General features: G+C 72.4%; 22 protein-coding genes. 9 read left to right on the forward strand and 13 right to left on the reverse strand.

The features are described from left to right. Positions 1–39: 39 nt before the first annotated feature. The gene (locus ACZ7KF_RS13190) at positions 40–1,215 is read right to left on the reverse strand and encodes a glycerophosphodiester phosphodiesterase (RefSeq protein ID WP_471072742.1); all 1,176 of its coding nucleotides are present in this window, start codon (positions 1,213–1,215) and stop codon (positions 40–42) included. Positions 1,216–1,559: 344 nt separating this feature from the next. Between ACZ7KF_RS13190 and ACZ7KF_RS13195 the strand changes: the two genes are divergently transcribed. Next, entirely contained in the window at positions 1,560–2,231 is a 672-nt protein-coding gene (locus ACZ7KF_RS13195) for a lysophospholipid acyltransferase family protein (protein WP_471072745.1), read from the forward strand. A 123-nt stretch (positions 2,232–2,354) separates the two neighbouring features. After that, on the forward strand, positions 2,355–3,980 hold the full coding sequence (locus ACZ7KF_RS13200; protein WP_471072748.1) for a multicopper oxidase family protein: 1,626 nt from the start codon (positions 2,355–2,357) through the stop codon (positions 3,978–3,980). Between the two features lie 119 nt (positions 3,981–4,099). Here ACZ7KF_RS13200 and ACZ7KF_RS13205 read toward each other — a convergent pair whose 3' ends face one another. The 5 genes from ACZ7KF_RS13205 to ACZ7KF_RS13225 all read right to left on the reverse strand — a co-directional run bounded on the left by ACZ7KF_RS13205 (position 4,100) and on the right by ACZ7KF_RS13225 (position 10,171). Further along, positions 4,100–5,623, reverse strand: a complete 1,524-nt coding sequence (locus tag ACZ7KF_RS13205) for an MFS transporter (protein ID WP_471072751.1) — start codon at positions 5,621–5,623, stop codon at positions 4,100–4,102. Between the two features lie 31 nt (positions 5,624–5,654). Next, entirely contained in the window at positions 5,655–6,203 is a 549-nt protein-coding gene (locus ACZ7KF_RS13210) for a TetR/AcrR family transcriptional regulator (RefSeq protein ID WP_471072754.1), read from the reverse strand. Positions 6,204–6,285: 82 nt separating this feature from the next. After that, a complete protein-coding gene (locus tag ACZ7KF_RS13215; RefSeq protein ID WP_471072757.1) occupies positions 6,286–7,257 on the reverse strand; it encodes an aldo/keto reductase in 972 nt (323 codons plus the stop codon). Positions 7,258–7,410: 153 nt separating this feature from the next. Next, entirely contained in the window at positions 7,411–8,844 is a 1,434-nt protein-coding gene (gene argH, locus ACZ7KF_RS13220; protein WP_471072760.1) for an argininosuccinate lyase, read from the reverse strand. A 133-nt stretch (positions 8,845–8,977) separates the two neighbouring features. Then, entirely contained in the window at positions 8,978–10,171 is a 1,194-nt protein-coding gene (locus ACZ7KF_RS13225; RefSeq protein WP_471072763.1) for an argininosuccinate synthase, read from the reverse strand. A gap of 168 nt (positions 10,172–10,339) precedes the next feature. On the opposite strand from ACZ7KF_RS13225, the gene ACZ7KF_RS13230 reads away from it, so the two are divergent. Continuing rightward, a complete protein-coding gene (locus ACZ7KF_RS13230; protein ID WP_471072766.1) occupies positions 10,340–10,927 on the forward strand; it encodes a pyridoxamine 5'-phosphate oxidase family protein in 588 nt (195 codons plus the stop codon). 3 nt (positions 10,928–10,930) lie between these two features. After that, positions 10,931–11,635, forward strand: coding sequence for a L,D-transpeptidase family protein (locus ACZ7KF_RS13235; RefSeq protein WP_471072769.1), 705 nt, complete (start codon positions 10,931–10,933; stop codon positions 11,633–11,635). On the opposite strand, the gene ACZ7KF_RS13240 is transcribed toward ACZ7KF_RS13235, so the two are convergent. Beyond that, on the reverse strand, positions 11,622–13,151 hold the full coding sequence (locus ACZ7KF_RS13240; RefSeq protein WP_471072772.1) for a sensor histidine kinase: 1,530 nt from the start codon (positions 13,149–13,151) through the stop codon (positions 11,622–11,624). The genes ACZ7KF_RS13235 and ACZ7KF_RS13240 overlap by 14 nt on opposite strands. Then, positions 13,148–13,888: a response regulator transcription factor gene (locus tag ACZ7KF_RS13245; RefSeq protein ID WP_471072775.1), complete on the reverse strand. Its 741-nt coding sequence runs from the start codon at positions 13,886–13,888 to the stop codon at positions 13,148–13,150. Before ACZ7KF_RS13245 ends, ACZ7KF_RS13240 begins: the two co-directional genes overlap by 4 nt. Before the next feature lie 235 nt (positions 13,889–14,123). Between ACZ7KF_RS13245 and ACZ7KF_RS13250 the strand changes: the two genes are divergently transcribed. Genes ACZ7KF_RS13250 through ACZ7KF_RS13270 form a run of 5 tightly spaced genes read left to right on the forward strand, consistent with a single transcriptional unit; the run spans position 14,124 to position 19,030 of the window. Next, on the forward strand, positions 14,124–15,485 hold the full coding sequence (locus ACZ7KF_RS13250) for a ferredoxin reductase family protein (RefSeq protein WP_471072778.1): 1,362 nt from the start codon (positions 14,124–14,126) through the stop codon (positions 15,483–15,485). A gap of 10 nt (positions 15,486–15,495) precedes the next feature. Further along, positions 15,496–15,948, forward strand: coding sequence for an FMN-binding protein (locus tag ACZ7KF_RS13255; protein WP_471072781.1), 453 nt, complete (start codon positions 15,496–15,498; stop codon positions 15,946–15,948). 59 nt (positions 15,949–16,007) lie between these two features. Continuing rightward, positions 16,008–17,390 carry a ferredoxin reductase family protein gene (locus ACZ7KF_RS13260; protein ID WP_471072784.1) on the forward strand — a complete coding sequence of 461 codons (1,383 nt, stop codon included), beginning with the start codon at positions 16,008–16,010 and terminating at the stop codon, positions 17,388–17,390. Positions 17,391–17,406: 16 nt separating this feature from the next. Then, complete coding sequence (locus ACZ7KF_RS13265; RefSeq protein ID WP_471072787.1) at positions 17,407–18,234, forward strand: FMN-binding protein; 828 nt, start codon at positions 17,407–17,409, stop codon at positions 18,232–18,234. Further along, entirely contained in the window at positions 18,227–19,030 is an 804-nt protein-coding gene (locus ACZ7KF_RS13270) for an FAD:protein FMN transferase (RefSeq protein WP_471072790.1), read from the forward strand. The genes ACZ7KF_RS13265 and ACZ7KF_RS13270 overlap by 8 nt, the downstream gene beginning before the upstream one ends. Positions 19,031–19,247: 217 nt before the next feature. On the opposite strand, the gene ACZ7KF_RS13275 is transcribed toward ACZ7KF_RS13270, so the two are convergent. Genes ACZ7KF_RS13275 through argC form a run of 5 tightly spaced genes read right to left on the reverse strand, consistent with a single transcriptional unit; the run spans position 19,248 to position 24,108 of the window. After that, positions 19,248–19,793, reverse strand: coding sequence for an arginine repressor (locus ACZ7KF_RS13275; protein WP_225822021.1), 546 nt, complete (start codon positions 19,791–19,793; stop codon positions 19,248–19,250). Between the two features lie 7 nt (positions 19,794–19,800). After that, positions 19,801–21,006, reverse strand: a complete 1,206-nt coding sequence (locus ACZ7KF_RS13280) for an acetylornithine transaminase (protein WP_471072794.1) — start codon at positions 21,004–21,006, stop codon at positions 19,801–19,803. Further along, positions 21,003–21,935: an acetylglutamate kinase gene (gene argB / locus ACZ7KF_RS13285; protein WP_471072797.1), complete on the reverse strand. Its 933-nt coding sequence runs from the start codon at positions 21,933–21,935 to the stop codon at positions 21,003–21,005. The genes ACZ7KF_RS13280 and argB overlap by 4 nt, the downstream gene beginning before the upstream one ends. Continuing rightward, positions 21,932–23,083: a bifunctional glutamate N-acetyltransferase/amino-acid acetyltransferase ArgJ gene (gene argJ / locus ACZ7KF_RS13290; RefSeq protein WP_471072800.1), complete on the reverse strand. Its 1,152-nt coding sequence runs from the start codon at positions 23,081–23,083 to the stop codon at positions 21,932–21,934. The genes argB and argJ overlap by 4 nt, the downstream gene beginning before the upstream one ends. Beyond that, positions 23,080–24,108 (reverse strand): N-acetyl-gamma-glutamyl-phosphate reductase, encoded by a 1,029-nt coding sequence (gene argC / locus ACZ7KF_RS13295; protein ID WP_471072803.1) that lies wholly within the window; start codon positions 24,106–24,108, stop codon positions 23,080–23,082. The genes argJ and argC overlap by 4 nt, the downstream gene beginning before the upstream one ends. Position 24,109 lies beyond the last annotated feature (1 nt).

Consider the following 24,109-nt stretch of genomic DNA (forward strand, 5'->3'; position numbering starts at 1 on the left):
CCCCGAAGGGAGTGCGGGCCGGCGCCGTGAGTTGACGTGTCAGCCCTTGAGGAAGTCGGCGCGGGCGAGCAGTCCGGTGTCGGCGTTGTCGGTGAAGACGCCGTCGATACCGGTGGCGAAGTACGTCTTGAAGGCGCCGAAGACGTCTCCGTAGGCGTCGGCCGCGCTGCCCTTGCGGTACTCGGCCGGCAGGAAGGGGTTCTCGTTGCGCATGGTGTACGGGTGCAGGAGCAGGCCGACCTTGTGCGCGTCCGACACCAGGGTGGTCGGCTCGGCCAGGGTGCCGTCCGCGTTCTTCGGGATGACCAGGTCCAGGGTCGGGCCGATGCCCTGGGCGTAGCCGGCGATCTCGCGCAGCCCCTTGGGCGTCACGAGGTCGGCGACCGTACGCGGGTCGTTCGCCTCGACGAAGTCGTACGGACGGCTGCCGGCCGAGGAGAGCAGGACGACGAGCGGGTTGTCGACCAGCTGGTTCAGCCTCTGGATGCTGCTGGGCTCGAAGGACTGCAGGACGACCGGGGAGTTCCGGCCGTCCTTGTCGTACTTGCGCAGCAGCTTCGCCACCCGCTCCTCCAGGCCGAGGCCCAGCTTGCGGAAGTAGGTGGGGTGCTTGGTCTCCGGGTAGATCCAGACCTGCCGGCCGCGCTTGCGGGTCTGCTCGTCCTGCCACGTGAGGACCTCTTCGAACGTGGGTATCTCCCAGTGCCCGTCGTAGAGGGTGTTGTGCGGGCGGTTGGCCGGGATGCGCTCGACGGCCCGCAGCGTCTTCAGCTCGGCGAGCGTGAAGTCCTCGGTGAACCAGCCGGTGGTGGGGACGCCGTCGAGGACCTTGGTGGTCCTGCGGCCGGCGAACTCCGGGTGGGAGGCGACGTCCGTGGTGCCGCCGATCTCCGGCTCGTGCCGGCAGACCAGGTGCCCGTCCTTGGTGGGCACCAGGTCGCCCGCCTCGACGATGTCGGCGCCGAGGTCGAGGGCCAGGTCGTAGGAGCCGAAGGTGTGCTCGGGGCGGTAGCCGCTGGCTCCCCGGTGGCCGATGATGGTCGGCTTCGGCAGGCTCTTCAGCCCCCGGCCCCCGTGCCCGGCCGTGCGGGTCCCGGCGGCCCGGGCCGCGCCGGGCAGCCCGAGGACCGCTCCGCCCGCGCCGAGCACCGCGGCGCCGAGCAGCGCCCGCCGTCCCGTTCCCCGCGCCCGTCCGTTCACCTGGTCGCTGTCCATGAGCGCCCTCCTGCCGCCTTCGTTCGTGAGTGCGGCCCGATCGTAGGGGCGCGCACATGACCGGGGGGAGGCTCCGGTCCGAACAGCGGGGTGATGTCGCGTGTCCTGCGGACGGCGGACGCTGACGGGCCGTCGGCGGCCGGCCCCCGGTCGGCGCGATGTCCGTCACATCGCCGCAAGGGTGTTACGCGCCGCCCTCGGCACGCCACCGCAGGTAAACCCGCGTCAACACTTCGTAAGACCTCGGTGAACCGGCCGTCCCCGATGTGCGCGCGGCCCGGGGCCGCGAGTAATGTCCTCACCTGCACAGACTCATATCGCCCACCTCGACATCGGAGGACCCGTTGTCCCGCTTCGCGCTCATCAAGGCAGTGCTCGGACCGATCATGCGCCTGATGTTCCGCCCACAGGTGGAGGGCGCGGAGCACATCCCGGGTGACGGTCCGGTCATTCTGGCCGGTAATCACCTCACGTTCATCGACTCGATCGTGCTGCCGGTGGTCACCAAGCGGCAGGTGCTCTTCATCGGCAAGGACGAGTACGTCACCGGCAAGGGCGTCAAGGGCCGGCTGATGGCCTGGTTCTTCACCGGCGTCGGCATGATCCCGGTGGACCGGGACGGGGCGAACGGCGGTGTGGCCGCGCTGATGACCGGGCGCCGGGTCCTGGAGGAGGGCAAGGTCTTCGGCATCTACCCCGAGGGCACGCGCTCGCCCGACGGCCGGCTGTACCGGGGGCGCACCGGTATCGCGCGGCTGACGCTGATGACCGGCGCGCCGGTGGTGCCGTTCGCCATGATCGGCACGGACAAGCTGCAGCCGGGCGGCCGGGGCATCCCGCGGCCCGGCCGGGTCACCGTCCGGTTCGGCGAGGCCATGGAGTTCTCGCGGTACGAGGGCATGGACCGGGACCGCTATGTGCTGCGGGCCGTGACGGACTCCGTCATGGCCGAGGTCATGCGCCTGTCGGGTCAGGAGTACGTGGACATGTACGCCACCAAGGCCAAGGCCGCCTAGACCCGTCCGACGGACCGTCACGTGTCGGCGTACATCCGCCTGCCGGTGGAATCTGTCGCCGACACATCGGGCATTCGGCCGTATGAAGCGGCCATATGACCACACAACATGTCTGATTCAGACATGTACAAACCTTCTCGGCGTACTCTGCTGCGCGCCCCGATCGCCGCCGCCGGCGCGGGATTCCTGGCAGCCTGCACCAGCTCCGATTCCGAGCCCAGCTCCGGACCCGAACGCGCGAGCGGCGGGGAGAAGTTCGTCCCGGCCGGGCCCAAAGGGTACGTCAACCCGTCGGATCCGGAGGTCCTTGCCGCCGAGCGGAGACGCGGGGCCGGTCGCGTACGCAGCTTCACCTTCACCGCCGCCGAGGCCAAGCTGGACCTGGGCGGGCACGCGGTCCGCACCTGGGCGTACAACGAGGAGGTGCCCGGCCCGCTCGTCCGGCTCACCGCCGGCGACGTGCTCGACCTGACACTCGCCAACCGGCTGCCCGCCACGACCACCCTGCACTCCCACGGGGTACGGCTGCGCTGCGACATGGACGGCGTGCCGGATCTGACCCAGCACGCCATCGGCTCCGGCAACGACTTCCGCTACCACTTCGCGGTCAAGCACCCGGGAACGTACCTGCTGCACTCCCATGTCGGGATGCAGCCCGACCGTGCCCTGTACGCGCCGCTCATCGTCGAGGACCCCAAGGAGCCCCTCTCCTACGACCAGGAGTGGGTGGTGATCCTGGACGACTGGCTCGACGGCGTGGAGGGCTCCACCCCCGACGGGGTCATGAGCCAGCTGAGGCCGGGCGGCGCCATGGACATGGGGGGCATGGCCATGGGTCCCGGCCACGACGGCGCCGCCCACGGCCGGGCCGCGAGCGCGCACCCGGCACCGTCCAAGAAGTCCTCGGGCCCCAACCGGGTGCTGCACGACTCCCACAGCCGGCTGCTGCACGGCGAGGGCGGCAGCGTGGCCTACCCGTACTACCTGGTCAACGGGCGGCTGCCGAACAATCCGTCGGTGTTCCGCTGCCGTCCCGGCGACCGGGTGCGACTGCGCATCATCAACGCCGGCTCGGAGACCGCCTTCCGGGTCGGGCTGGGCGGCCACGAGATGACCGTCACGCACACCGACGGCTATCCCGTGCAGCACGAGAAGACCGACGCCCTCCTCATCGGCATGGCGGAGCGGTACGACGTGCTGATCACCGCCAAGGACGGGGTCTTTCCGCTGGTGGCGCTCCCCGAGGGCAAGAAGGGCAGGGCCCTCGCGGTCCTGCGCACCGACAAGGGGAAGAACATTCCCTCGACCGACGTCCGCCCGGACGAACTCGACGGCAAGACCGTCCCCGCGCGCCGCCTCGTGCCCCACGAGTCGGTGGCCCTGCGCAAGCGTGACCCCGACCGCGAGCTGCGCATCAGGATCACCGGCAACATGAAGAACTTCAACTGGGGGTTCGACCACAGGGCCTACTCCGTGCAGCAACGTCACCCGGTCCGCGCCGGTGAGCGGGTGCGGCTCACCCTCGTCAACGCGACGGACATGTGGCACCCCATGCACCTGCACGGGCACACCTTCGCGGTGACCGGTCTGGACTCGGTGGGGGCGCGCAAGGACACCGCGCTGGTGCTGCCGCACCGCAAGCTGGTGATCGACTTCGACGCCGACAATCCGGGGCTGTGGATGCTGCACTGCCACAACCAGTACCACTCGGAGAGCGGGATGATGACGGTGCTGGGGTACAAGCGCTGAGGGCCGGGACGGTTCGCCCGGGCGCGGGGCGCGACGGCGCGGGGACCGGTCGCCCCCGCACGGCGGGACCGCGCCCCCCAGCCGTACACCGCGGTGTACCGCCCCGCGCCCCTGAGCGCCTAGCCGGCGCTCTCCAGTTTCTGGTTCTTCAGCAGGAACCAGGCCACCGCCGAGGCCGCCAGCAGGACCACCGCTCCCGCCCCCGAGGCCAGGTGGAGGCCGTGGACGAAGGAGTCGCGCGCCGCGTCGAGCAGCGCCCCCGCCTGGTGCGGGGGCATGTTCGCCGCGGACTCCACCGCCGCGCCCAGGGACTCGTGGGCCGTGGCCGGGGTGCCGGCCGGGCCCGCGAAGCCGCGGTAGACGCCCGTCACGATGGAGCCGAGCAGGGCGATGCCCAGGGCCGCGCCGAGTTCGTACGCCGTCTCGGAGACCGCGGAGGCGGCGCCCGCCTGGTCCTTGGGGACGCTGGAAAGGATCACGTCGGCGGTCACCGTGAAGGAGAAGCCCGCACCGACGCCCACGACCAGCAGGGCGGCACCGAGGGCCGGGTAGCCCGTGGACTGGCCGAGCGTCGTCAGGGCGGCCAGGGCGACGCCGATCGCCGCCAGGCCGCCGGAGACCACCGAGCGGACCGAGAGGCGCCGGGCGGCACGGCCCGCGACCAGACCGGCCACCACCGCGCCGACGGCCGCCGGAAGCTCCGCCAGACCGGCCTCGAACGGGCGCCGTTCCTGAACGAGCTGCAGGTACTGGGAGAGGAAGAACACCAGGCCGGACATGCCGAGGACGGTCAGCAGGTCGGCGAGGACCGCCCCGCTGAAACCGCGGCGCCTGAACAGCCGCATGTCCAGCAGCGGGACCGGCATGGTGAGCTGGCGGTGGACGAAGCCGTGGAGGGCCGCGGCGCCGAGCAGGCCGGTGCCGAGGGTGGTCCAGGTGAAGCCGTGGGTGGCGGCCTCCTTGACCGCGTAGACGAGGGTGATCATGCCGATCAGCGACAGCAGCACGCTGGCCAGGTCCCACGGGCCCGGGCGGGGGTTGCGGGACTCGGGCAGGGTGCGGATGCCGACCAGCACCAGGACCGCCATCACCGGCAGGTTGATCAGGAAGACCGAGCCCCACCAGAAGTGTTCGAGCAGGAATCCGCCGACGATCGGGCCGACGGCCGTACCGGCGGAGGCGGTGGCGCCCCAGATGCCGACGGCGAGGCTGCGCTCGCGCGGGTCGTGGAAGATGTTGCGGATCAGGGCCAGGGTGGCGGGCATCAGCGTGGCGCCCGCGACGCCGAGCAGCGCCCGGGCCAGGATCATCAGTTCGGGCGTCGTCGCGTAGGCGTTGAGCACGGACACCGCGCCGAACGCCGTGGCGCCGCACAGCAGGATCCTTTTGCGGCCGATGCGGTCGCCGAGGCTGCCCATGGAGACCAGCAGACCGGCGATGACGAAGGAGTAGACGTCGCCGATCCACAGCAGCTGGGTGCCGGAGGGGTTGAGGTCTTCGCTGATGTAGGGGGTCGCCAGGCCGAGGACGGTGGCGTCGACGGCCACCAGCAGCACGGCCAGGACGAGCACGGAGAGCGCGAGCCAGCGGCCCGGGCGCTTCACCGCCTCGGTCGTCCGCGCCGGCTGCAGGGTGCTGGTCATGATTCCTCTCTTCGTCGATGCGTTCGTGTCGTCAGGCGCCGGCGCGGCGTGCGCCGCCCAGCAGCAGCTCGACGATCATGTAGGTGAAGTCCTTGCCGGCCACGCGGCCGTCGCTCACGGCCCAGGCGCCGGAGACCAGCAGGCCGTAGAGCGCTTCGGCGAGCCAGACCGGGGTGAGGTCGATGCGGAACTCGCCGCTCTCCTGGCCCCGCCGGAAGAGGCCGATCAGGCGCTCGTCGATGCGGGCCCAGCCCTGGTTCTGCTCCTCGCCCTCGAACAGCTGGTTCTCGGTGTAGAGGAAGGCGAGCAGACCGCCCGAGGGTTCGAGCGCGCGGACCAGGCGGTGGACCGCCTCGCCCGCCGGGCCTTCGTCCAGGCGGGCCGAGTCCAGCGCGGCCTCGCACTCGGCGATGCCGAGCGCCTCCAGGGCCCGCACGAGCGCGTCGCGGCCGGCGAAATGGCGGTGCAGCGTGGCCCGGCTGATTCCGGCGGCCTTGGCGACCTCGTCCATGGTCGCGGTGGATTTACGGGTCAGCAGGGCGGCTGCGCTGCGCAGCACCTGGTCACGATCGAAGGCCATGAGACGAGAATAGCCCAAGTGAGACACCAATGTCTCACACTGGGCGTAGGTGACTCATCATTGCTGGTCAGAAAGGTGATCGTCAGTGCCAGGGCAGCTGTCCGCGCCGCTCCCAGTAGACGCTCGGCTCCTCCTTGAGCGTGGCCAGGCGGGTCAGCTGGTCCACGTCGAGGTCGACGGCGGGGGCGTGCAGGTTGGAGAAGAGCTGCGGGACGGTCGCGGCGCCCGAGAGGACCACGCCGGCCCAGGGCTGGCGCAGGACCCACGCGAGCGCCACCGCGTCACAGCCCAGGGAGGTCTCCTCGGCCACGGCCTTCAGCATGTCCGGGGCGTGCGACGCGGCCAGTCGGCCGTTGGCCATGCCCTCCTTCACGATCACGGTGAGCCCGGCCTCGTGGGCCTCGGCGAGGGCGGGGCCGGCCGAGGTCTCCAGGACGTTGTACGTCGACTGGACGGTACGGAAGAGGGGCTCGCCGTCCACCGTGACGGCGAGGGCGGCGCGGATCGCGTCGGCCTGCGCGGGACCGCTGGTGGAGAAGCCGACGGTCAGACCGCCGGCGGCGGCCTCGGCCAGCCTGGCGTGGAGGTCCTTGTCGGTGAGGGCCGGGCTGTCCGGGGTGACCGAGTGGATCTGGTAGAGGTCGAGCCGGTCGCCGAGCAGGGCGTCGGTCTCGGCGCGCTGCCGCTCGTAGGTGGCGAGGCTGTGGTCCTTGACCTCGTGCGTCTCGGCGTCCGCCGACCAGCCGGCGGTGTAGGTGTAGCCCCACTTGCTGCCGACCACGATGTCTTCGGCCTCGGGGTGGGCGTTCAGCCAGTCGGCCAGGAACTCCTCGGAGCGGCCGTAGGAGCGGGCCACGTCGAAGTAGCGCACGCCCTGGGCGTAGGCGGCGTCCAGGAGTTCGAGCGTGCGCTCCCTCAGGGCCTCGACCGTCCGCTCCTCGGGGAGGTCGTCCGCACGGCCGAGGTTGATGTAGCCGGGGCGACCGACGGCGGCGAGGCCCAGCCCGATGTGGCAGGTGGGGGTTGTTGCTGTGGCCAGTCGGGCGAAGGGCATCGCGGGCTCCGTTCGGTCGGGTCCGGTACGGCTCCCGACCAACGTAACCCGTGACGACCTCCGCCTCAGGGGTTGGCCCGTGCGGTGGCCCGGCGCGTGCGGGTGCGCCGTGGCCGCGCGCGGTTCCCCGCGCCCCCTGCGGGGCGCCGCGCCTCAGCTCTTCTTCTTGGCGGCCGCCCACTCCTGCTGGGCCGCCACGTCCGCCTTCACCTCGGCCAGCTGCACGGCCACCGCGCTGGGGGCCGTACCGCCGCGGCCGTCGCGGGAGGCGAGGGCGCCCGGGACGTTGAGGACCGAGCGGACCTCGGGGGTGAGGTGGGCGGAGATCTTCGCGAACTGCTCGTCCGTGAGGCCGTCCAGCTCCTTGCCCTCGGCCTCGGCGACCTTGACGCACTCCCCCGCGACCTCGTGCGCCACGCGGAACGGCACGCCCCGCTTGACCAGCCATTCGGCGATGTCGGTGGCGAGCGAGAAGCCGGCCGGGGCCAGTTCCTCCATGCGTTCGCGGTGGACGGTGAGGGTCGCGATCATGCCGGTGAAGGCCGGGAGCAGGACCTCCAGCTGGTCGCAGGAGTCGAAGACCGGCTCCTTGTCCTCCTGGAGGTCGCGGTTGTAGGCGAGGGGCAGGGCCTTGAGGGTCGCCAGGAGGCCGGTGAGGTTGCCGATCAGGCGGCCGGACTTGCCGCGCGCCAGCTCCGCGATGTCCGGGTTCTTCTTCTGCGGCATGATCGACGAACCGGTGGAGAACGCGTCGTGCAGGGTCACGAAGGAGAACTCCTTCGTGTTCCAGATGATGATCTCCTCGGCGATCCGGGAGAGGTTCACGCCGATCATGGCGGTGATGAAGGCGAACTCGGCGACGAAGTCACGCGAGGCCGTGCCGTCGATGGAGTTGCCGACGCTGCCGTGCTCGAAGCCGAGGTCCGCGGCGACCGCCTCCGGGTCCAGGCCCAGGGAGGAGCCCGCGAGGGCGCCCGAGCCGTACGGCGACACGGCCGTGCGCTCGTCCCACTGGCGCAGCCGCTCGGCGTCCCGGGACAGGGACTGGACGTGGGCGAGGACATGGTGGGCGAAGAGCACCGGCTGGGCGTGCTGGAGATGGGTGCGGCCGGGCATCGCCACGTCCGGGTGGGCCTCGGCCAGGCCGATCAGGGCATCCTGGAGGTCGGCGATCAGAGCGCCGACGATGCGGGCGTGGTCGCGCAGGTACATCCGGAAGAGGGTGGCGACCTGGTCGTTGCGGGACCTGCCGGCCCGGAGCTTGCCGCCGAGGTCGGGGCCGAGGCGCTCCAGCAGGCCGCGCTCCAGGGCCGTGTGGACGTCCTCGTCGGCGAGGGTGCCCACGAACGAGCCGTCGGCGACGTCGGCCTCCAGCCGGTCGAGGCCCGCGATCATCCGCGTCAGCTCGTCCTCGGTGAGGAGCCCCGCCTTGTGCAGCACGCGCGCGTGGGCACGCGACCCCGCGATGTCGTAGGGCGCGAGCCGCCAGTCGAAGTGGACGGACGCGGACAGCTTCGCCAGGGCCTCGGCGGGACCGTCGGCGAAACGGCCGCCCCAGAGCCGTACGTCACCGCTGTTGCTGCTCACTTGCGTGCTCCTCGAAGACTCTTGATGTGCCATCGGCTCTCGATGTGCCACCGCCTCCCCACCGTTCCAGGCGGGGAGGCGGCTGTCAGGCCGATGCGGGTGAGGTGACCCGAAGGCCGTACGCGCTGACCGCTTACGCCAGGTCGCGCTTGGCGGCGATCTTCGACGACAGGCTGTAGATGTCGATGAAGCCCTTGGCCGCGGACTGGTCGAAGGTGTCGCCGGTGTCGTAGGTGGCGAGGTTGAAGTCGTACAGCGACTCCTGCGAGCGCCGGCCGGTGACCACCGCGCGGCCCCCGTGCAGGGTCATCCGGACGTCGCCGGTGACGTGCTGGTTGGCCTCGTCGATGAAGCCGTCCAGGGCGCGCTTGAGCGGGGAGAACCACTGGCCGTCGTAGACCAGCTCGCCCCAGCGCTGCTCGACCTGCCGCTTGTAGCGGGCCAGCTCGCGCTCGACGGTGACGTTCTCCAGCTCCTGGTGGGCGGTGATCAGGGCGATCGCGCCGGGAGCCTCGTAGACCTCGCGGGACTTGATGCCGACGAGGCGGTCCTCGACCATGTCGATCCGGCCGATGCCCTGGGCGCCGGCCCGCTCGTTGAGCTGCTGGATGGCCTGCAGGACGGTGACGGGCCTGCCGTCGATGGCGACCGGGACGCCCTCCTTGAAGGAGATGATCACCTCGTCGGCCTCCCGCGGGACGGCCGGGTTGGAGGTGTACTCGTAGATGTCCTCGATCGGGGCGTTCCAGATGTCCTCCAGGAAGCCCGTCTCGACCGCGCGCCCGAAGACGTTCTGGTCGATGGAGTACGGGGACTTCTTGGTGGTCGCGATCGGGAGCTGCTTCTCCTCGCAGAAGGCGATCGCCTTGTCCCGGGTCATCGCGTAGTCGCGGACCGGGGCGATGCACTTCAGGTCGGGGGCGAGGGCGACGATGCCGGCCTCGAAGCGGACCTGGTCGTTGCCCTTGCCGGTGCAGCCGTGGGCGACCGTGGTGGCGCCGTGCTTCTGGGCGGCGGCGACGAGGTGCTTGACGATCGTCGGCCGGGAGAGGGCGGAGACCAGCGGGTAGCGGTCCATGTACAGGGCGTTGGCCTTGATCGCCGGGAGGCAGTACTCGTCGGCGAACTCGTCCTTGGCGTCCGCGACCTCGGCCTCGACGGCGCCGCACGCGAGGGCGCGCTTGCGGATGACGTCCAGGTCCTCGCCGCCCTGGCCGACGTCGACCGCAACGGCGATGACCTCGGCGCCCGTCTCCTCGGCGATCCAGCCGATGGCGACGGAGGTGTCCAGACCGCCTGAGTAGGCGAGTACGACGCGCTCGGTCACGGGTTTTCTCCTCACAGTGCATTCGCTGACATGCATGAGTATGCAGAACTCTGCATGGTTCGTCAATCGCCGTTCCGGGTGACACGACCGCGGGGCCGCCGAGGCCGTCGGCACCGGGCCGGAGATTTCCTTAGACAGGTGAACGACCTGCCCCGATAATCGTCAGCCATGGGAAAGACCTATGAGCGCATAGACGGCAGGCTCCGCACCTTCATCGAGGAACAGCCCCTCTTCTTCACCGCGACCGCCCCGCTGTCCGGCGACGGCACGGTCAACCTCTCCCCCAAGGGCCTGCGCGGATCCTTCGCCGTGCTCGACGAACTCACCGTCGCCTACCTGGACTTCGCCGGGTCCACCGCCGAGACCATCGCCCACCTCCGGGAGAACGGGCGGATCACGCTGATGTGGTGCGCCTTCCAGGGGCCGCCGAACATCGTGCGCGTGCACGGCCGGGGCGAGCCGGTCTTCCGCGACGACCCGCGCTTCCCGGAGCTGCTCGCCCGCTTCCCGGACATCGAGCCGAGGCCGCACGGGCTGCGCGCGGTCATCGTCGTACACGCCGAACTGGTCCGGGACTCCTGCGGGTACGCCGTCCCGCACATGGCGTACGAGGAGGACCGCGACCTGCACGCGAAGCGTTTCGCGCGGGAGGACGACGCCTCGCTGAGCACGTACTTCACCAAGAAGGAGCACATCGCGACCAGCCTGGACGGACTACCCGGGCTGCCGTTGCCGCTGCCTCCGTCTAGCGTCTGAGCCATGCGCCCCGGTGTGGTCCTCGCCCTCGTCTCCGTCTCCGCTCTCGCCCTGCTCGGCGCCGCGCCGGGCCGCGACCCGGTGCCGCTGCCCGCCCGGTTGGCGGACACCGGCGGCGGCAGCCAGCTGATCCTCGCCCAGGCCCCGAGCAGCGAGGCCACGGAGGGCACGCTCGGCTGGTGGGACCTGCGGGACGGGCAGTGGGTCCAGGCCGGGTCCGCGCCGGCCCGCTTCGGGTCGGGCGGGCTGACGGAGGGCAGCACCCGGAAGCAGGGCACGAACACGACCCCGACCGGGCTGTACGACCTGCCCTTCGGCTTCGGGATCAAGGCGGCCCCGGACGGGACGACGGTCGAGTACCGGCCCGTCAGGGACAGTTCCTGGTGGTGCCAGGACAACGACTCGGCCGCGTACAACCGGTGGGTCGACCCGCTGCCGGCCGACTGCCGCGCCGCCGAGTCCGAACACCTGGTGGACTACCAGGGGCAGTACGCGTACGGCCTGGTCGTCGGCTTCAACTACGAACGGCCGGTGCGGGGCCGCGGAGCCGGGATCTTCCTGCACGTCAACGGCGAGGCGGCCACGGCCGGTTGTGTGTCGGTGCCGGAGGACGCCATGCGGCGGATCCTGCAGTGGGCGGCGCCCGGGAAGAAGCCGCACATCGCCATCGGCACGGTGAGCGGGGCCACGGCTCTCACCCGGTACTGAGGGTGCCGGGCGCCCCCTGGACGGGGAGGCGCACCGTGAAGCCGGTGGATCCCGGTCGGCTGTCCAGGGTCACGCCGCCCCCGTGCGCCTCCACCACCGCCGCCACGATCGACAGTCCCAGGCCCGCGCCGCCGCCGGGGGCATCGGACCGGCGGCGGTGTTCGGCTCGGGTGAAGCGTTCGAAGACGGTGGGCCGGATGTCCTCGGGGACTCCGGGACCGTCGTCGTGGACGGTGAGGACGGCGAAGTCGGCACCGGGTCCCAGCGAGACCGTCACCCTGGTGTCGACGGGTGTGTGCACGCGCGCGTTGGCCAGCAGGTTGGCCAGCACCTGGTGCAGGCGGTGGGCGTCCCCCGGGACCGTGACCGGCTCCTCCGGAAGGTCCAGCGCCCAGCGGTGGCCGGGGCCGGCGGCGCGCGCGTCCGTCACCGCGTCCAGGACCAGGCGGGTCAGATCGACGGGGCGGCACTCCAGGGGGCGGCCCGCGTCGAGGCGGGCGAGCAGGAGCAGGTCGTCCACCATGTCCCCCATGCGGGCGGACTCGGCGGCGATGCGCTCCAGGGCGCGGGTCACCCGCGGCGGCACCGGACCCGGATGGAGGAGCGCCAGCTCGGCGTGGCCGCGGACCGAGGCCACCGGGGTGCGCAGCTCGTGGCTGGCGTCGGCGGCGAAGCGGCGCAGCCGCTCCTCACTGGCGTGGCGTTTGGTCAGGGCGTCCTCGACGTGGCCCAGCATGCGGTTGAAGGCGCCCGCCACCCGGCCCACCTCGCTGCGCGGATCCGGTTCCGGGGCCCGCGCCGGCAGGGCCACCTCGCCGCTGGCCAGCGGGAGTTCGCTGACCCGGGTGGCGGTGGCGGCGACCCGGCTGAGCGGGCGCAGCGACCAGCGCACCCAGAAGGCGCCCGCCACGCCGGTCACCACCAGGGCCAGGCCGAAGACGGCGGCGGCCACCAGTTCCAGGCGGTGCACCGTGGCCTCGACGGGCTCCAGCGGCAGGCCGACGAGCAGGACGTCTCCGTCCCGGCCGGGCGAGGCGATCACCCGGTAGTGGTCCAGGGCGGAGAGTTCGACGGTGTGGGGCCTGCCGTCCGCCGGCACCCGGGCCAGCCGCCCGGTGTCCCGTGCGGTCAGGTCCACGCTCAGGTCGGCGGCCGGGTCACCGGAGCGGATCAGCCCCTTGTTGGTGACCGTGCCGTTCAGCAGACGGGCGCCGAAGGTGCCGGTGGCCATGCGCCGGGTGTCGCCGTGCTCGTCCCCGACGGGGGTCCCCCCGGTCGAGTCCTTTCGAGACCGGGGGAGGTCGTCCGGCAGCCGGCCGCCCCGCTCCAGGCTCTCCGGGAACCGGGTGCCGACCTGGACGAGCTGTTCGTCGAGGCGCTGGGTGAGGAAGCCGTTCAGTCCGACCACCGCGGCCAGGCCCACGGCCGCGCAGCTCACCGCCAGCAGCACCACCAGGCCGACGGTGAGCCGGGCGCGCAGGGTGCGGGGGCGGGGCAGCCGCCGAAGGTGCCTCACCCGGTCACCGGCTTCAGGACGTAGCCCGCCCCGCGCACCGTGTGGATCATGGGCCGGCGGCCCGCGTCCACCTTCTTGCGCAGGTAGGAGATGTACAGCTCGACCACGTGGGCCCGCCCGCCGAAGTCGTAGGACCAGACCCGGTCGAGGATCTGCGCCTTGCTGAGCACCCGGCGCGGATTGCGCATGAGGAAGCGGAGCAGCTCGAACTCGGTCGGCGACAGCTCGATCAGCTCGCCGGCCCGGGACACCTCACGGGCCTCCTCGTCCATCACCAGGTCACCCACGGTCAGCCGCGGCCCCTCCGCCGACTGGCGGGCCATGCCCGCGCGGCGCAGCAGCCCGCGCAGCCGGGCGACGACCTCCTCCAGGCTGAAGGGCTTGGTGACGTAGTCGTCGCCGCCCGCGGTGATCCCGGCGATACGGTCCTCGACCGCGTCCCGGGCGGTGAGGAAGAGCACGCACACGTCCGGCTTCACCTCGCGCAGCCTGCGCAGCACCGCGAAGCCGTCGGTGTCGGGGAGCATGACGTCCAGGACGACGGCGTCGGGCAGCAGCTCGCGCGCGGCGGCGACCGCCGAGGCACCCTCGCCGGCCGCGCGCACCTCCCAGCCCTCGTAGCGCAGGGCGCCGGTGAGCACCTCCGCGAGGTCGGGGTCGTCGTCGACGACGAGGACGCGCAGCGGGGTGCCGTCGGGGCGGGTGAGGGCGGGGCGGCCGGAGCGGGTGGTGTTCATCGCGCCTACCAGCATCGCGCGTGGAGACGGCGGCCGGCCGTCCGGGCACCTGTGAGTTCCCTCTGAGTCGGCTCCGGGCCCCGCCGGGCGGTGTCCGGCTCCGGGCCCCGCCGGACACCGCCCGGGACAGGGCTCCCGGGCTCGTCCCGGAGGGCCGGTCCGGCGCTCGTTCAGAGGTCCCTCAGAGCTTCGGCACGCACAGTGGCCCGGCCGACGGACGAAGGGACGAGGATCGATGACCACCGTGGACGCGGGACGGGCGGCCCCACCGGCCCCACCTCTGCCCCCGGCCGCGCGCCGCTCCCTGGCGAGCGCCGTGCCGGCCGTGCTGGGGGCGGGGGCGGCGGCCGTGGTCGCGCTGTGGTGGGCGGACACCGGCTCCGTGGTCGGCACGGCGGGCTGGCTGACGGGGGCGGGGCGGATCGCCGGGCTGCTGTGCGGCTACGCCTGCGCGGTGCTGGTCGCGCTGATGGCGCGGGTGCCGCTGCTGGAGGTGCGGATCGGCTCGGACCGGGTGGCGCGCTGGCACGCGACGGCCGGCCGGTACACGCTCTGCCTGCTGCTCGCGCACGTCGTGCTGATCCTCGCCGGGTACGCCGCCCAGGACCGGGCCTCGCTGGGGCACGAGGCGGTCACCGTCGTCCTGGACTACCCGGACATGCTGAAGGCGACCGCCGGCACGGTGATCCTCCTCGCGGTCGGCGTCACGTCGGCGCGGGCCGTGCGCCGCCGCACGAGCCACGAGTTCTGGTACCACGTCCATCTGCTGACGTACGCGGCCGTCTTCCTCGCCTTCGGGCACCAGCTGACCCTGGGCGACGAGTTCCACGGCAAGCCGGTGGCCACCGCCGCCTGGTACGCGCTGTACGGCGGAGCGGCGCTGCTGGTGCTCCGGTACCGGATCCTCGCCCCGGTCCGGCTCAACCGGCGCCACCGGCTGCGGGTGGAGTCGGTGCACAAGGAGGCGCCGGGCGTGTACTCGGTCGTCGTACGCGGCCGGCACCTGGACGAGCTGGGCGCGCGGCCGGGGCAGTTCTTCCGCTGGCGCTTCCTCGCCCCGGGCCTGGGCTGGACGTCGACGCCGTACTCGCTGTCGGCGCCGCCGCGCCCGGACCTGCTGCGGATCACCGTCAAGGCGCTCGGCGACCACAGCGCGGCCGTGCCGCTGCTCCGGCCGGGCACCCGGGTGTGGGCGGAGGGCCCGTACGGCTCGCTGACCGCCGACCGGGCGCGGGGTCACCGGTCGCTGCTGATCGCCGCCGGTGTCGGCATCACCCCGCTGCGGGCGCTGTTCGAGACGCTGCCCGGCGAGGTCACCCTGCTCTACCGGGCGCGCGGCGTCGAGGACCTGGCGCTGGGCGGCGAGCTGGAGGCGATCGCCCGCCGGCGGGGCGCACGGGTGCTGTACGCGCTGAGCGGGCCGCGGGGAGAACGCCCGGACATCACGGCGGAGTCCCTGCGCGCGACCTTCCCGGACCTCGCCGGGCACGACGTCTATCTCTGCGGCCCGCACGGCTTCGCGCGGGACGTCTACGAGGCGCTGCGGGCGGCCGGGGTGCCGGACCGCCGTATCCACCACGAGTCGTTCGAACTGTGAGGCCGTAGACATGCACGCGTTGCGCAAGAGCCGTCCCCTGCGGCGGATCGTCCTGGCGAGTGCCGCCACCGTCTCCGGGATGGTGCTGCTGCTGTCGCTGAAGCCGCACACGGCGCCCACCGTGATGACGGCGAGCACCGGCTCCCCGTCGGCGTCCGCCGGTTCGGCGGCCGGCTCGAAGGCGGCCGGCGGGACCGTCACCGGGGACAGCGTCCGGACCCGCTGGGGGCCGGTCCAGGTCCGGGTGACGATCGAGAGCGGCACGCTCACCGACGTCACGGCCGTCAGCTTTCCCCAGGACAACCCGCGCGACCAGGAGATCAACAGCTACGCCCTGCCCCAGCTGCGGCGCGAGGCGCTGGCCGCGCAGAGCGCGCAGATCGACACCGTGTCCGGAGCGACGTACACGAGCGACGGCTACCGCCAGTCGCTGCAGTCCGCTCTCGACTCGGCGGGCCTCTGAACACTCGGCGCACGCGGCACGTACCTGTGGGCCAAGGGTCAAGTCCCCACGGAGGAACCGTGACCACCACGCTCGCAGGCGGACGTGCCGCCCGCCGACAGACGATGCGCCGCATCCGCCCGCGCCGCTCCCCGGCCGTCCCGCTGCTGCTCGCCGTCTGGGCGGGCGCTGCGGCCGTGCTGTGGCTCTGGTGGCACAACACCCCCTCCATCGCCGACGACACCGGCCGGATCCTCAACGCGGGCCGGATCACCGGTCTGCTGGCCGGCTATCTGCTGGCGCTGGTGGTGCTGCAGATGGCGCGCGTCCCGGCGCTGGAGCGGCGGGTCGGCTCCGACCGGGTGGCCCGCTGGCACGCGATGAGCGGCCGGTACACGCTCTGCCTGATCGTCGCGCACGTCTTCCTCACCATGTGGGGGTACGCGCGCCAGGCCGGCAAGTCGCTCGGCGACATCGTGCAGCAGACGACCGACTCCGTCGAGCAGCTGCCGGACATGGGCAAGGCCGCGATCGGTACCGGCCTGTTCGTGGTCATCGGGCTGACGTCGATCGGCGGGATCCGCCGCCGGCTGCCGTACGACACCTGGTACCACGTGCACCTGCTGACCTACGCGGCGGTGTTCCTGACGTTCTGGCACCAGATCACCACCGGTAACGACTTCGCGGTCGAACCGACGGCGAAGACCTTCTGGTACGGGCTGTACGGCGCGGTCACCGCGCTGGTGCTCTGGTACCGGGTCCTCGTCCCGATCCGGCTGAACCTCCGGCACCGCATGCGTGTGGAGGCGGTCATCGAGGAGACGCCCGGCATCGTGTCGGTGCTGATCGGCGGGCGGAAGCTGCACCGGATGGGCGCGGAGGCGGGACAGTTCTTCCGCTGGCGGTTCCTCGCTCCCGGGATGCGCTTCAGCTCGCACCCCTACTCCCTGTCGGCCGCCCCGCGCCCCGACATGCTGCGGATCACGGTGAAGGCGATCGGCGACCACAGTGCCCGGCTCCGGGAGCTGACGCCCGGCACCCGGGTGTGGGCGGAGGGTCCGTACGGCGCGCTCACCGCGCAGCGCCGCAGCCGCGGCAAGGTGCTGCTGGTCGCGGGCGGGGTGGGCATCACGCCGATGCGCGCGCTGTTCGAGACGCTGCCCGGCGCGGCCGGGGACATCACTCTCCTGTACCGGGCCAACACCACCCAGGACCTGGCGCTGTGGGACGAGCTGGCGGCGATCGCGAAGGAGCGGGAGGCCCGGCTGATGTACGCGGTGAACAGCCCGGAGGGCGAGCGGCCGGACATCTCCGCGGAGAACCTCCAGAAGAAGATCCCGGACATCGACCGGCACGACGTCTTCATGTGCGGTCCGCCCGGGTTCGCGCAGTCGGTGTTCGAGGCCCTGCGCGGGGCGGGGGTTCCCGCCCGCCGTATCCACCACGAGTCGTTCGAGATGTGAGCGGAGCTGCGAAGCGATGAGGAAGAGCCACCCTGTTCGGCGGGTCGTGCTGGCCACCGCCGCGACCGTGTCCGCGGTCGTGCTGCTGCTGTCGCTGAAGCCGGCGTCGGACCCGGCCGCCGCGTCGGCGGCGGGCGCGGCCCCGCAGCAGCCGGCCGGGCAGGAGTCGCCGCAGGGCGGCGGCGCGGCGGGCGGCGGCCAGGCCGCCGCCGGGTCCGGCACGGTGACCGGTGAGGCGGCGCAGACGCAGTACGGGGCCGTGCAGGTACGGCTGACCGTCAGCGCCGGGAAGATCACCAAGGCGGAGGCGCTCCAGGCACCCAAGGGCGGCCTCAGCGACCAGAAGACCCAGCTCGCCGTCCCCAAGCTCAACCAGGAGGCGGTGGCGGCCGGGACCGCCGACATCGACGCGGTCTCCGGGGCGACGTACACGAGCGAGGGCTACAAGAAGTCGTTGCAGTCGGCCCTGGACAAGATGAAGGCGGCGCCTTCGGGTGCGGCGGGTTCGGGTGCGGGTTCGTCGGGCCCGGGTGCGTCCGGCTCGGCCTCCGGTTCGGCCGGCTCCGCGCAGGCGCGGACGGTCACCGGCAAGGCGGTGCAGACCCAGTACGGGCCGGTGCAGGTGCGGATCACGGTCAGCGCCGGGAAGATCACCAAGGCGGAGGCGCTCCAGGCACCCAAGGGCGGCCTCAGCGACCAGAAGACCCAGCTCGCCGTCCCCAAGCTCAACCAGGAGGCGGTGGCGGCGGGCACCGCCGACATCGACGCGGTCTCCGGCGCCACCTACACCAGCACCGGCTACCGGCAGTCGCTGCAGTCGGCCCTGGACCAGGCCGGTGGCTGACACGGTGGCCGAGCCGGCGAAGGCGCCTCCCGCGGTGCGGCACGCGGAGGAGGTCATGGGGACGGTCTTCTCCTTCGACGTCCGCGGCGGGGAACCGGACGCCGTACGGGCGGCGCTCGCGGAGGCCGTCGCCGGGCTGCACCGGGCGGACGCGGTCTTCAGCACGTACCGCGAGGACAGCGAGGTGTCCCGGCTGGCCCGGGGCGAGGCGACCGTCGCCGGGTGCGCGCCCGAGATGGCCGAGGTGCTGGAGCTGGCGTCCGAGGCGGAGCGGGTGAGCGAGGGCTGGTTCAGCACGCGCTACCAGGGCTCGCTGGACCCCACCGGCATCGTCAAGGGCTGGGCGGCCGAGCGGGCGGCGCGGGTCCTCGGCGCGGTCGAGGGTGTGCTCGGGGTCAGCGTCAACGGCGGCGGGGACGTCCAGCTGCTGGGGGTGCCGGAGCCGCTGCGGGCCTGGCGGGTGGGGGTGGCCGATCCGCTCCGGCCCGGGGGGCTGGCCGCGGTGATCTCGGCGGCGGGCACCGCGGAGCTCGCGGTGGCCACGTCCGGCACGGCGGAGCGGGGGGCGCACATCGTGGATCCGCGCACCGGTCGGCCCGCGGTGACGGACCTGGTCGCGGTGACGGTGGTGGGGCCGCACCTGACCTGGGCGGACTGCTGGGCCACGGCGGCGTTCGCGATGGGGTCGAGGGCGGGCCTGGCCTGGCTGGAGTCCCTGCCGGACGTGGAGGGCCTGCTGATCACGGCGGGCGACGAGGTGCGGTGCACCGGAGGGCTGGCGGCCCGCCTGGGCTGAGCCCGGCGCGCCCGCTTCCGCTCGGCCCGGGCCCACACGCCGACGGGCGGACCCGTACACCGACGACAACCGGTGCCGCACACCGGCGGCCGGACCCGTACACCGACGACGGCCGGTGCCGCGCACCGACGGCCGGTCCGCCCACACGCCTGGCCGGCCCGGCCCGCGGAAGATCACACGCTCGTTCTCCGAAGGCGGGCCGGGCCCCGCATGCGGCTCAGTGCCCGTTCTGCGCCAGCCGCAGCAGATGGTCCGCGAGGGCCTGTCCGCCGGTCGGGTTCCGGCTGATCAGCAGCAGCGTGTCGTCGCCGGCGATGGTGCCCAGGATGTCGTGCAGCTCCGCCTGGTCGATGGCGGAGGCCAGGAACTGCGCGGCCCCGGGCGGGGTGCGCAGGACCACGAGGTTGGCGGAAGCCTCGGCGGAGATCAGCAGCTCCTGGGAGAGCCGCCGCATCCGCTCCTCCTTCGCCGATCCCCCCAGCGGAGCGCGCGGCGTACGGAAGCCGCCCTCGCTCGGCACCGCGTAGATGAGGTCGCCGTCGGTGTTGCGGATCTTCACCGCGTTCAGCTCGTCGAGGTCCCGGCTGAGCGTCGCCTGCGTGACGTTCAGCCCGTCGTCGGCGAGCAGCTTGGCCAGCTGGCTCTGCGACCGCACCGGCTGCCGGTTGAGGATGTCCACGATCCGGCGGTGCCGTGCGGTGCGGGTCTGCGGCACGGCGGGACCCGCGCCCGCCGCCTGCTCGTGGTCCTGCGCCTCGCTCATCGTCGTCTCATTCTCCGGATCGTCCGTCCCCGTTCACCGGGTTCGCCGCGTCGAGGATGCCGGGCAGCGCCCGGAGCAGCGCACCCGCCTCGTCGTCGCGGAGATTCAGCGGTGGCATGAGCCGTACGACGTCGGGGGCGGGCGCGTTCACCAGGAAACCGGCCTCCTGGGCCGCCTGTTGCGCCTGCTGCGCGTGCGGCCCGGTGAGCACGATACCCAGGAGCAGGCCCGCCCCCCGGACATGGTCGATCAACGGGTGGTTCAGACCCGCGATTCCCTCCCGCAACCTCTCGCTCTGGCGCTTGACGTTGTCGAGCAGGCCGTCGTCGGCGATGGTGTCGAGCACGGCGAGCCCGGCGGCGCAGGCGACCGGGTTGCCGCCGAAGGTCGTCCCGTGGTGACCGGGCCCGAGCAGGTCGGCGGCCCGGCCGAAGGCCACGGTCGCGCCGAGCGGCAGCCCGCCGCCCAGCTGCTTGGCGAGGGTGACGACGTCGGGCAGCACGCCCTCGTGGGCCTGGTACTCGAACCAGGTACCGGTCCGGCCGATGCCGGTCTGCACCTCGTCCAGGACCAGCAGGGCGCCGGTGGCGGCGGTGATCGCGCGGGCGGCCTTGAGGTAGCCGGGCGGGGGCACGACCACGCCGTTCTCGCCCTGGATCGGCTCGATGACCACCAGGGCCGTCTCCTCGGTGACGGCGGCGGCCAGTGCCTGCGCGTCGCCGTAGGGGACGTGGGTGACCTCGCCGGGCAGCGGCAGGAAGGGGTCCTGCTTGGCGGGCTGGCCGGTGAGCGCGAGGGCGCCCATCGTACGGCCGTGGAAGCCGCCGTCGGTGGCGACCATGTGGGTGCGCCCGGTGAGCCGGCCGATCTTGAAGGCGGCCTCGTTCGCCTCGGCGCCGGAGTTGCAGAAGAAGACCCTGCCCTCCCGTCCGAAGAGCGTCAGGAGGCGTTCGGCGAGGGCGACGGTGGGCTCGGCCATGAAGAAGTTGGAGATGTGGCCGAGGGAGGCGATCTGCCCGCTCACGGCCGCCACGATCGCGGGGTGGGCGTGGCCGAGGGCGTTGGTGGCGATGCCGCCGACGAAGTCCAGGTACTCCCGGCCCTCGGCGTCCCACACCCTGGTGCCCTCACCCCGGACGAGGGGCAGGCGCGGGGTGCCGTAGTTGTTCATGAGCGCGCCCTGCCACCGCGCGGTCAGCTCCTGGTTGCTCATGACTCCCCCTGTTCGTCCGGCTTCTCGTCGGGCACGACCATCGTGCCGATGCCTTCGTCGGTGAAGATCTCCAGCAGGATCGAGTGCTGGACCCGGCCGTCGATGACCCGGGCGGTCGTGACGCCGCCGCGTACGGCGTGCAGGCAGCCCTCCATCTTCGGCACCATGCCGGAGCCGAGGTCCGGCAGCAGTCTCTCCAGCTGGGAAGCGGTGAGGCGGCTGATCACCTCGTCGGAGTTCGGCCAGTCCTCGTAGAGTCCCTCGACGTCGGTGAGGACCATGAGGGTTTCGGCGCCCAGTGCCGCAGCGAGTGCCGCAGCCGCCGTATCAGCATTGACGTTGTAGACATGTCCGTCGTCCTGACTGCGGGCGATGGAGGAGACGACCGGGATGCGGCCGTCGGCGAGCAGGGCCTCGATCGCACCCGTGTCGATGGCGGTGATCTCGCCGACCCGTCCGATGTCGACCGGCTCGCCGTCGATCTCGGGGGTGTGCTTGGTGGCGGTGATGGTGTGCGCGTCCTCGCCGGTGAGTCCGACGGCGAGCGGACCGTGCTGGTTGAGCAGGCCCACCAGCTCGCGCTGCACCTGCCCGGCGAGCACCATCCGCACGACGTCCATGGCGTCCTCGGTGGTGACGCGCAGGCCGGCTTTGAACTCGCTGACGATGCCGTGCCGGTCGAGGGCGGCGCTGATCTGCGGGCCGCCGCCGTGCACCACGACCGGCTTGAGGCCGGCGTGCCGCAGGAAGACGACGTCCTGGGCGAAGGCGGCCTTCAGGTCCTCGTTCACCATGGCGTTGCCGCCGAACTTGATGACGACGATCTTGCCGTGGTGCCGGGTCAGCCAGGGCAGCGCCTCGATGAGGATCTGCGCCTTGGGCAGGGCCGTGTGTTTCCGCGTCGTGCCGCTCTTGCTGGAGTCGCTCATGAGGAGTAGGCGCTGTTCTCGTGGACGTAGTCGGCGGTCAGGTCGTTGGTCCAGATGGTCGCGGTCTCGGTGCCGGCGGCGAGGTCGGCGACGATGTGGACCTCGCGGTAGCGCATGTCGACCAGGTCGCGGTCCTCGCCGACGGAGCCGTTCTTGCAGACCCAGACGCCGTTGATGGCGACGTTGAGCTGGTCCGGGTCGAAGGCGGCCCGGGTCGTGCCGATCGCGGAGAGCACGCGGCCCCAGTTGGGGTCCTCGCCGTGGATCGCGCACTTGAGGAGGTTGTTGCGGGCGATGGAGCGGCCCACCTCGACGGCGTCCTCCTCGCTCGCCGCATTGATCACCTCGACCTTGATGTCCTTGCTGGCGCCCTCGGCGTCGCCGATGAGCTGCCGGCCGAGGTCGGCGCAGACCTGCCGGACGGCCTCGGCGAACGCGTCGTGGTCCGGGGTGATGCCGGAGGAGCCGGAGGAGAGCAGCAGGACGGTGTCGTTGGTGGACATGCAGCCGTCGGAGTCGACGCGGTCGAAGGTGACCTTGGTGGCCGCGCGCAGGGCCTTGTCGAGGTCGGCGTCGCCGAGGTCGGCGTCGGTGGTGAGGACGACCAGCATGGTGGCGAGGCCGGGGGCGAGCATGCCGGCGCCCTTGGCCATGCCGCCGACGGTCCAGCCGTCCTTGGTCACGACGGCCGTCTTGTGGACGGTGTCGGTGGTCTTGATGGCGATGGCGGCCTTCTCGCCGCCGTGCTCGGAGAGCTGGGCGGCGGCCGTCTCGATGCCCGGGAGCACCTTGTCCATGGGGAGCAGGACACCGATGAGCCCGGTGGAGCAGACGGCCACCTCGACGGCGCCCCGGCCGAGCACCTCCGCCGCCTTCTCGGCGGTGGCGTGCGTGTCCTGGAAGCCCTTGGGGCCCGTACAGGCGTTGGCGCCGCCAGAGTTGAGGACGACGGCCGAGACCTGGCCGCTCTTGACGACCTGTTCGGACCACAGCACCGGCGCGGCCTTCACACGGTTGGAGGTGAACACGCCCGCGGCGGCACGGCGGGGCCCGTCGTTGACCACGAGGGCCAGGTCGGGGTTGCCGTTCTCCTTGATCCCGGCGGCGATGCCCGCCGCCGTGAATCCCTTGGCTGCCGTGACGCTCACGGTGCGACTCCGATCGTGGAAAGCCCGGTGGTCTCGGGAAGACCCAGGGCGAGGTTCATGCTCTGGACGGCACCGCCGGCGGTGCCCTTGGTCAGGTTGTCGATGGCGCTGATCGCGATGATGCGGCCCACGGCGGCGTCGTACGCGACCTGCACCTGAACGGCGTTGGAACCGTGGACGGACGCCGTGGCGGGCCAGCGGCCCTCGGGGAGCAGGTGGACGAAGGGCTCGTCGGCGTAGGCCTTCTCGTAGGCGGCGCGCAGCGAGTCCCCCGTCACTCCCCCGACGGCCTTGGCGCTGCACGTGGCCAGGATGCCGCGGGGCATGGGGGCGAGGGTCGGCGTGAAGGAGACCGCGATCCGCTCCCCGGCCACCCCGCTGAGGTTCTGGATCATCTCGGGGGTGTGCCGGTGGCCGCCGCCGACGCCGTACGGCGACATGGAGCCCATGACCTCGCTGCCGAGCAGATGCGGCTTGGGGGATTTGCCCGCGCCGGAGGTGCCGGACGCGGCGACGATCACCGCCTCGGGCTCGGCGAGTCCGGCCGCGTAGGCCGGGTACAGGGCGAGGGAGGCGGCGGTCGGGTAGCAGCCGGGCACGGCGATGCGCTTGGACCCCTCCAGCGCGACGCGGGCGCCCGGCAGTTCGGGGAGGCCGTAGGGCCAGGTGCCGGCGTGCGGGGAGCCGTAGAACGCCTCCCAGTCGGCCGGGTCCTTCAGCCGGAAGTCGGCGCCCATGTCGATCACGAGGACCTCGGGGCCGAGCTGCTCGGCGACGGCGGCGGACTGGCCGTGCGGCAGCGCGAGGAAGACCACGTCGTGCCCGGCGAGGGCCTCGGCCGTGGTCGCGGCCAGCACCCGGTCGGCCAGCGGCAGCAGATGCGGCTGGAGCGCGCCGAGCCGCTGTCCGGCGTTGGAGTTGCCGGTCAGGGCACCGATCTCGACCTCGGGGTGCGCGAGGAGCAGGCGCAGGACCTCTCCGCCCGCGTATCCGCTCGCTCCGGCCACCGCCGCACGTACTGCCATG

It is taken from the genome of Streptomyces sp. NPDC038200 (assembly GCF_055600785.1).

Coding starts and splice junctions, on each gene's coding strand:
- ACZ7KF_RS13190 (WP_471072742.1), bottom strand. CDS start 1,215: ATGGACAGCGACCAGGTGAACGGACGGGCGCGGGGAACGGGACGGCGG.
- ACZ7KF_RS13280 (WP_471072794.1), bottom strand. CDS start 21,006: ATGAGCAACCAGGAGCTGACCGCGCGGTGGCAGGGCGCGCTCATGAAC.
- ACZ7KF_RS13250 (WP_471072778.1), top strand. CDS start 14,124: ATGACCACCGTGGACGCGGGACGGGCGGCCCCACCGGCCCCACCTCTG.
- ACZ7KF_RS13245 (WP_471072775.1), bottom strand. CDS start 13,888: ATGAACACCACCCGCTCCGGCCGCCCCGCCCTCACCCGCCCCGACGGC.
- argB (WP_471072797.1), bottom strand. CDS start 21,935: ATGAGCGACTCCAGCAAGAGCGGCACGACGCGGAAACACACGGCCCTG.
- ACZ7KF_RS13275 (WP_225822021.1), bottom strand. CDS start 19,793: ATGAGCGAGGCGCAGGACCACGAGCAGGCGGCGGGCGCGGGTCCCGCC.
- argC (WP_471072803.1), bottom strand. CDS start 24,108: ATGGCAGTACGTGCGGCGGTGGCCGGAGCGAGCGGATACGCGGGCGGA.
- ACZ7KF_RS13200 (WP_471072748.1), top strand. CDS start 2,355: ATGTACAAACCTTCTCGGCGTACTCTGCTGCGCGCCCCGATCGCCGCC.
- ACZ7KF_RS13265 (WP_471072787.1), top strand. CDS start 17,407: ATGAGGAAGAGCCACCCTGTTCGGCGGGTCGTGCTGGCCACCGCCGCG.
- ACZ7KF_RS13255 (WP_471072781.1), top strand. CDS start 15,496: ATGCACGCGTTGCGCAAGAGCCGTCCCCTGCGGCGGATCGTCCTGGCG.
- ACZ7KF_RS13235 (WP_471072769.1), top strand. CDS start 10,931: ATGCGCCCCGGTGTGGTCCTCGCCCTCGTCTCCGTCTCCGCTCTCGCC.
- ACZ7KF_RS13205 (WP_471072751.1), bottom strand. CDS start 5,623: ATGACCAGCACCCTGCAGCCGGCGCGGACGACCGAGGCGGTGAAGCGC.
- ACZ7KF_RS13230 (WP_471072766.1), top strand. CDS start 10,340: ATGGGAAAGACCTATGAGCGCATAGACGGCAGGCTCCGCACCTTCATC.
- ACZ7KF_RS13210 (WP_471072754.1), bottom strand. CDS start 6,203: ATGGCCTTCGATCGTGACCAGGTGCTGCGCAGCGCAGCCGCCCTGCTG.
- ACZ7KF_RS13215 (WP_471072757.1), bottom strand. CDS start 7,257: ATGCCCTTCGCCCGACTGGCCACAGCAACAACCCCCACCTGCCACATC.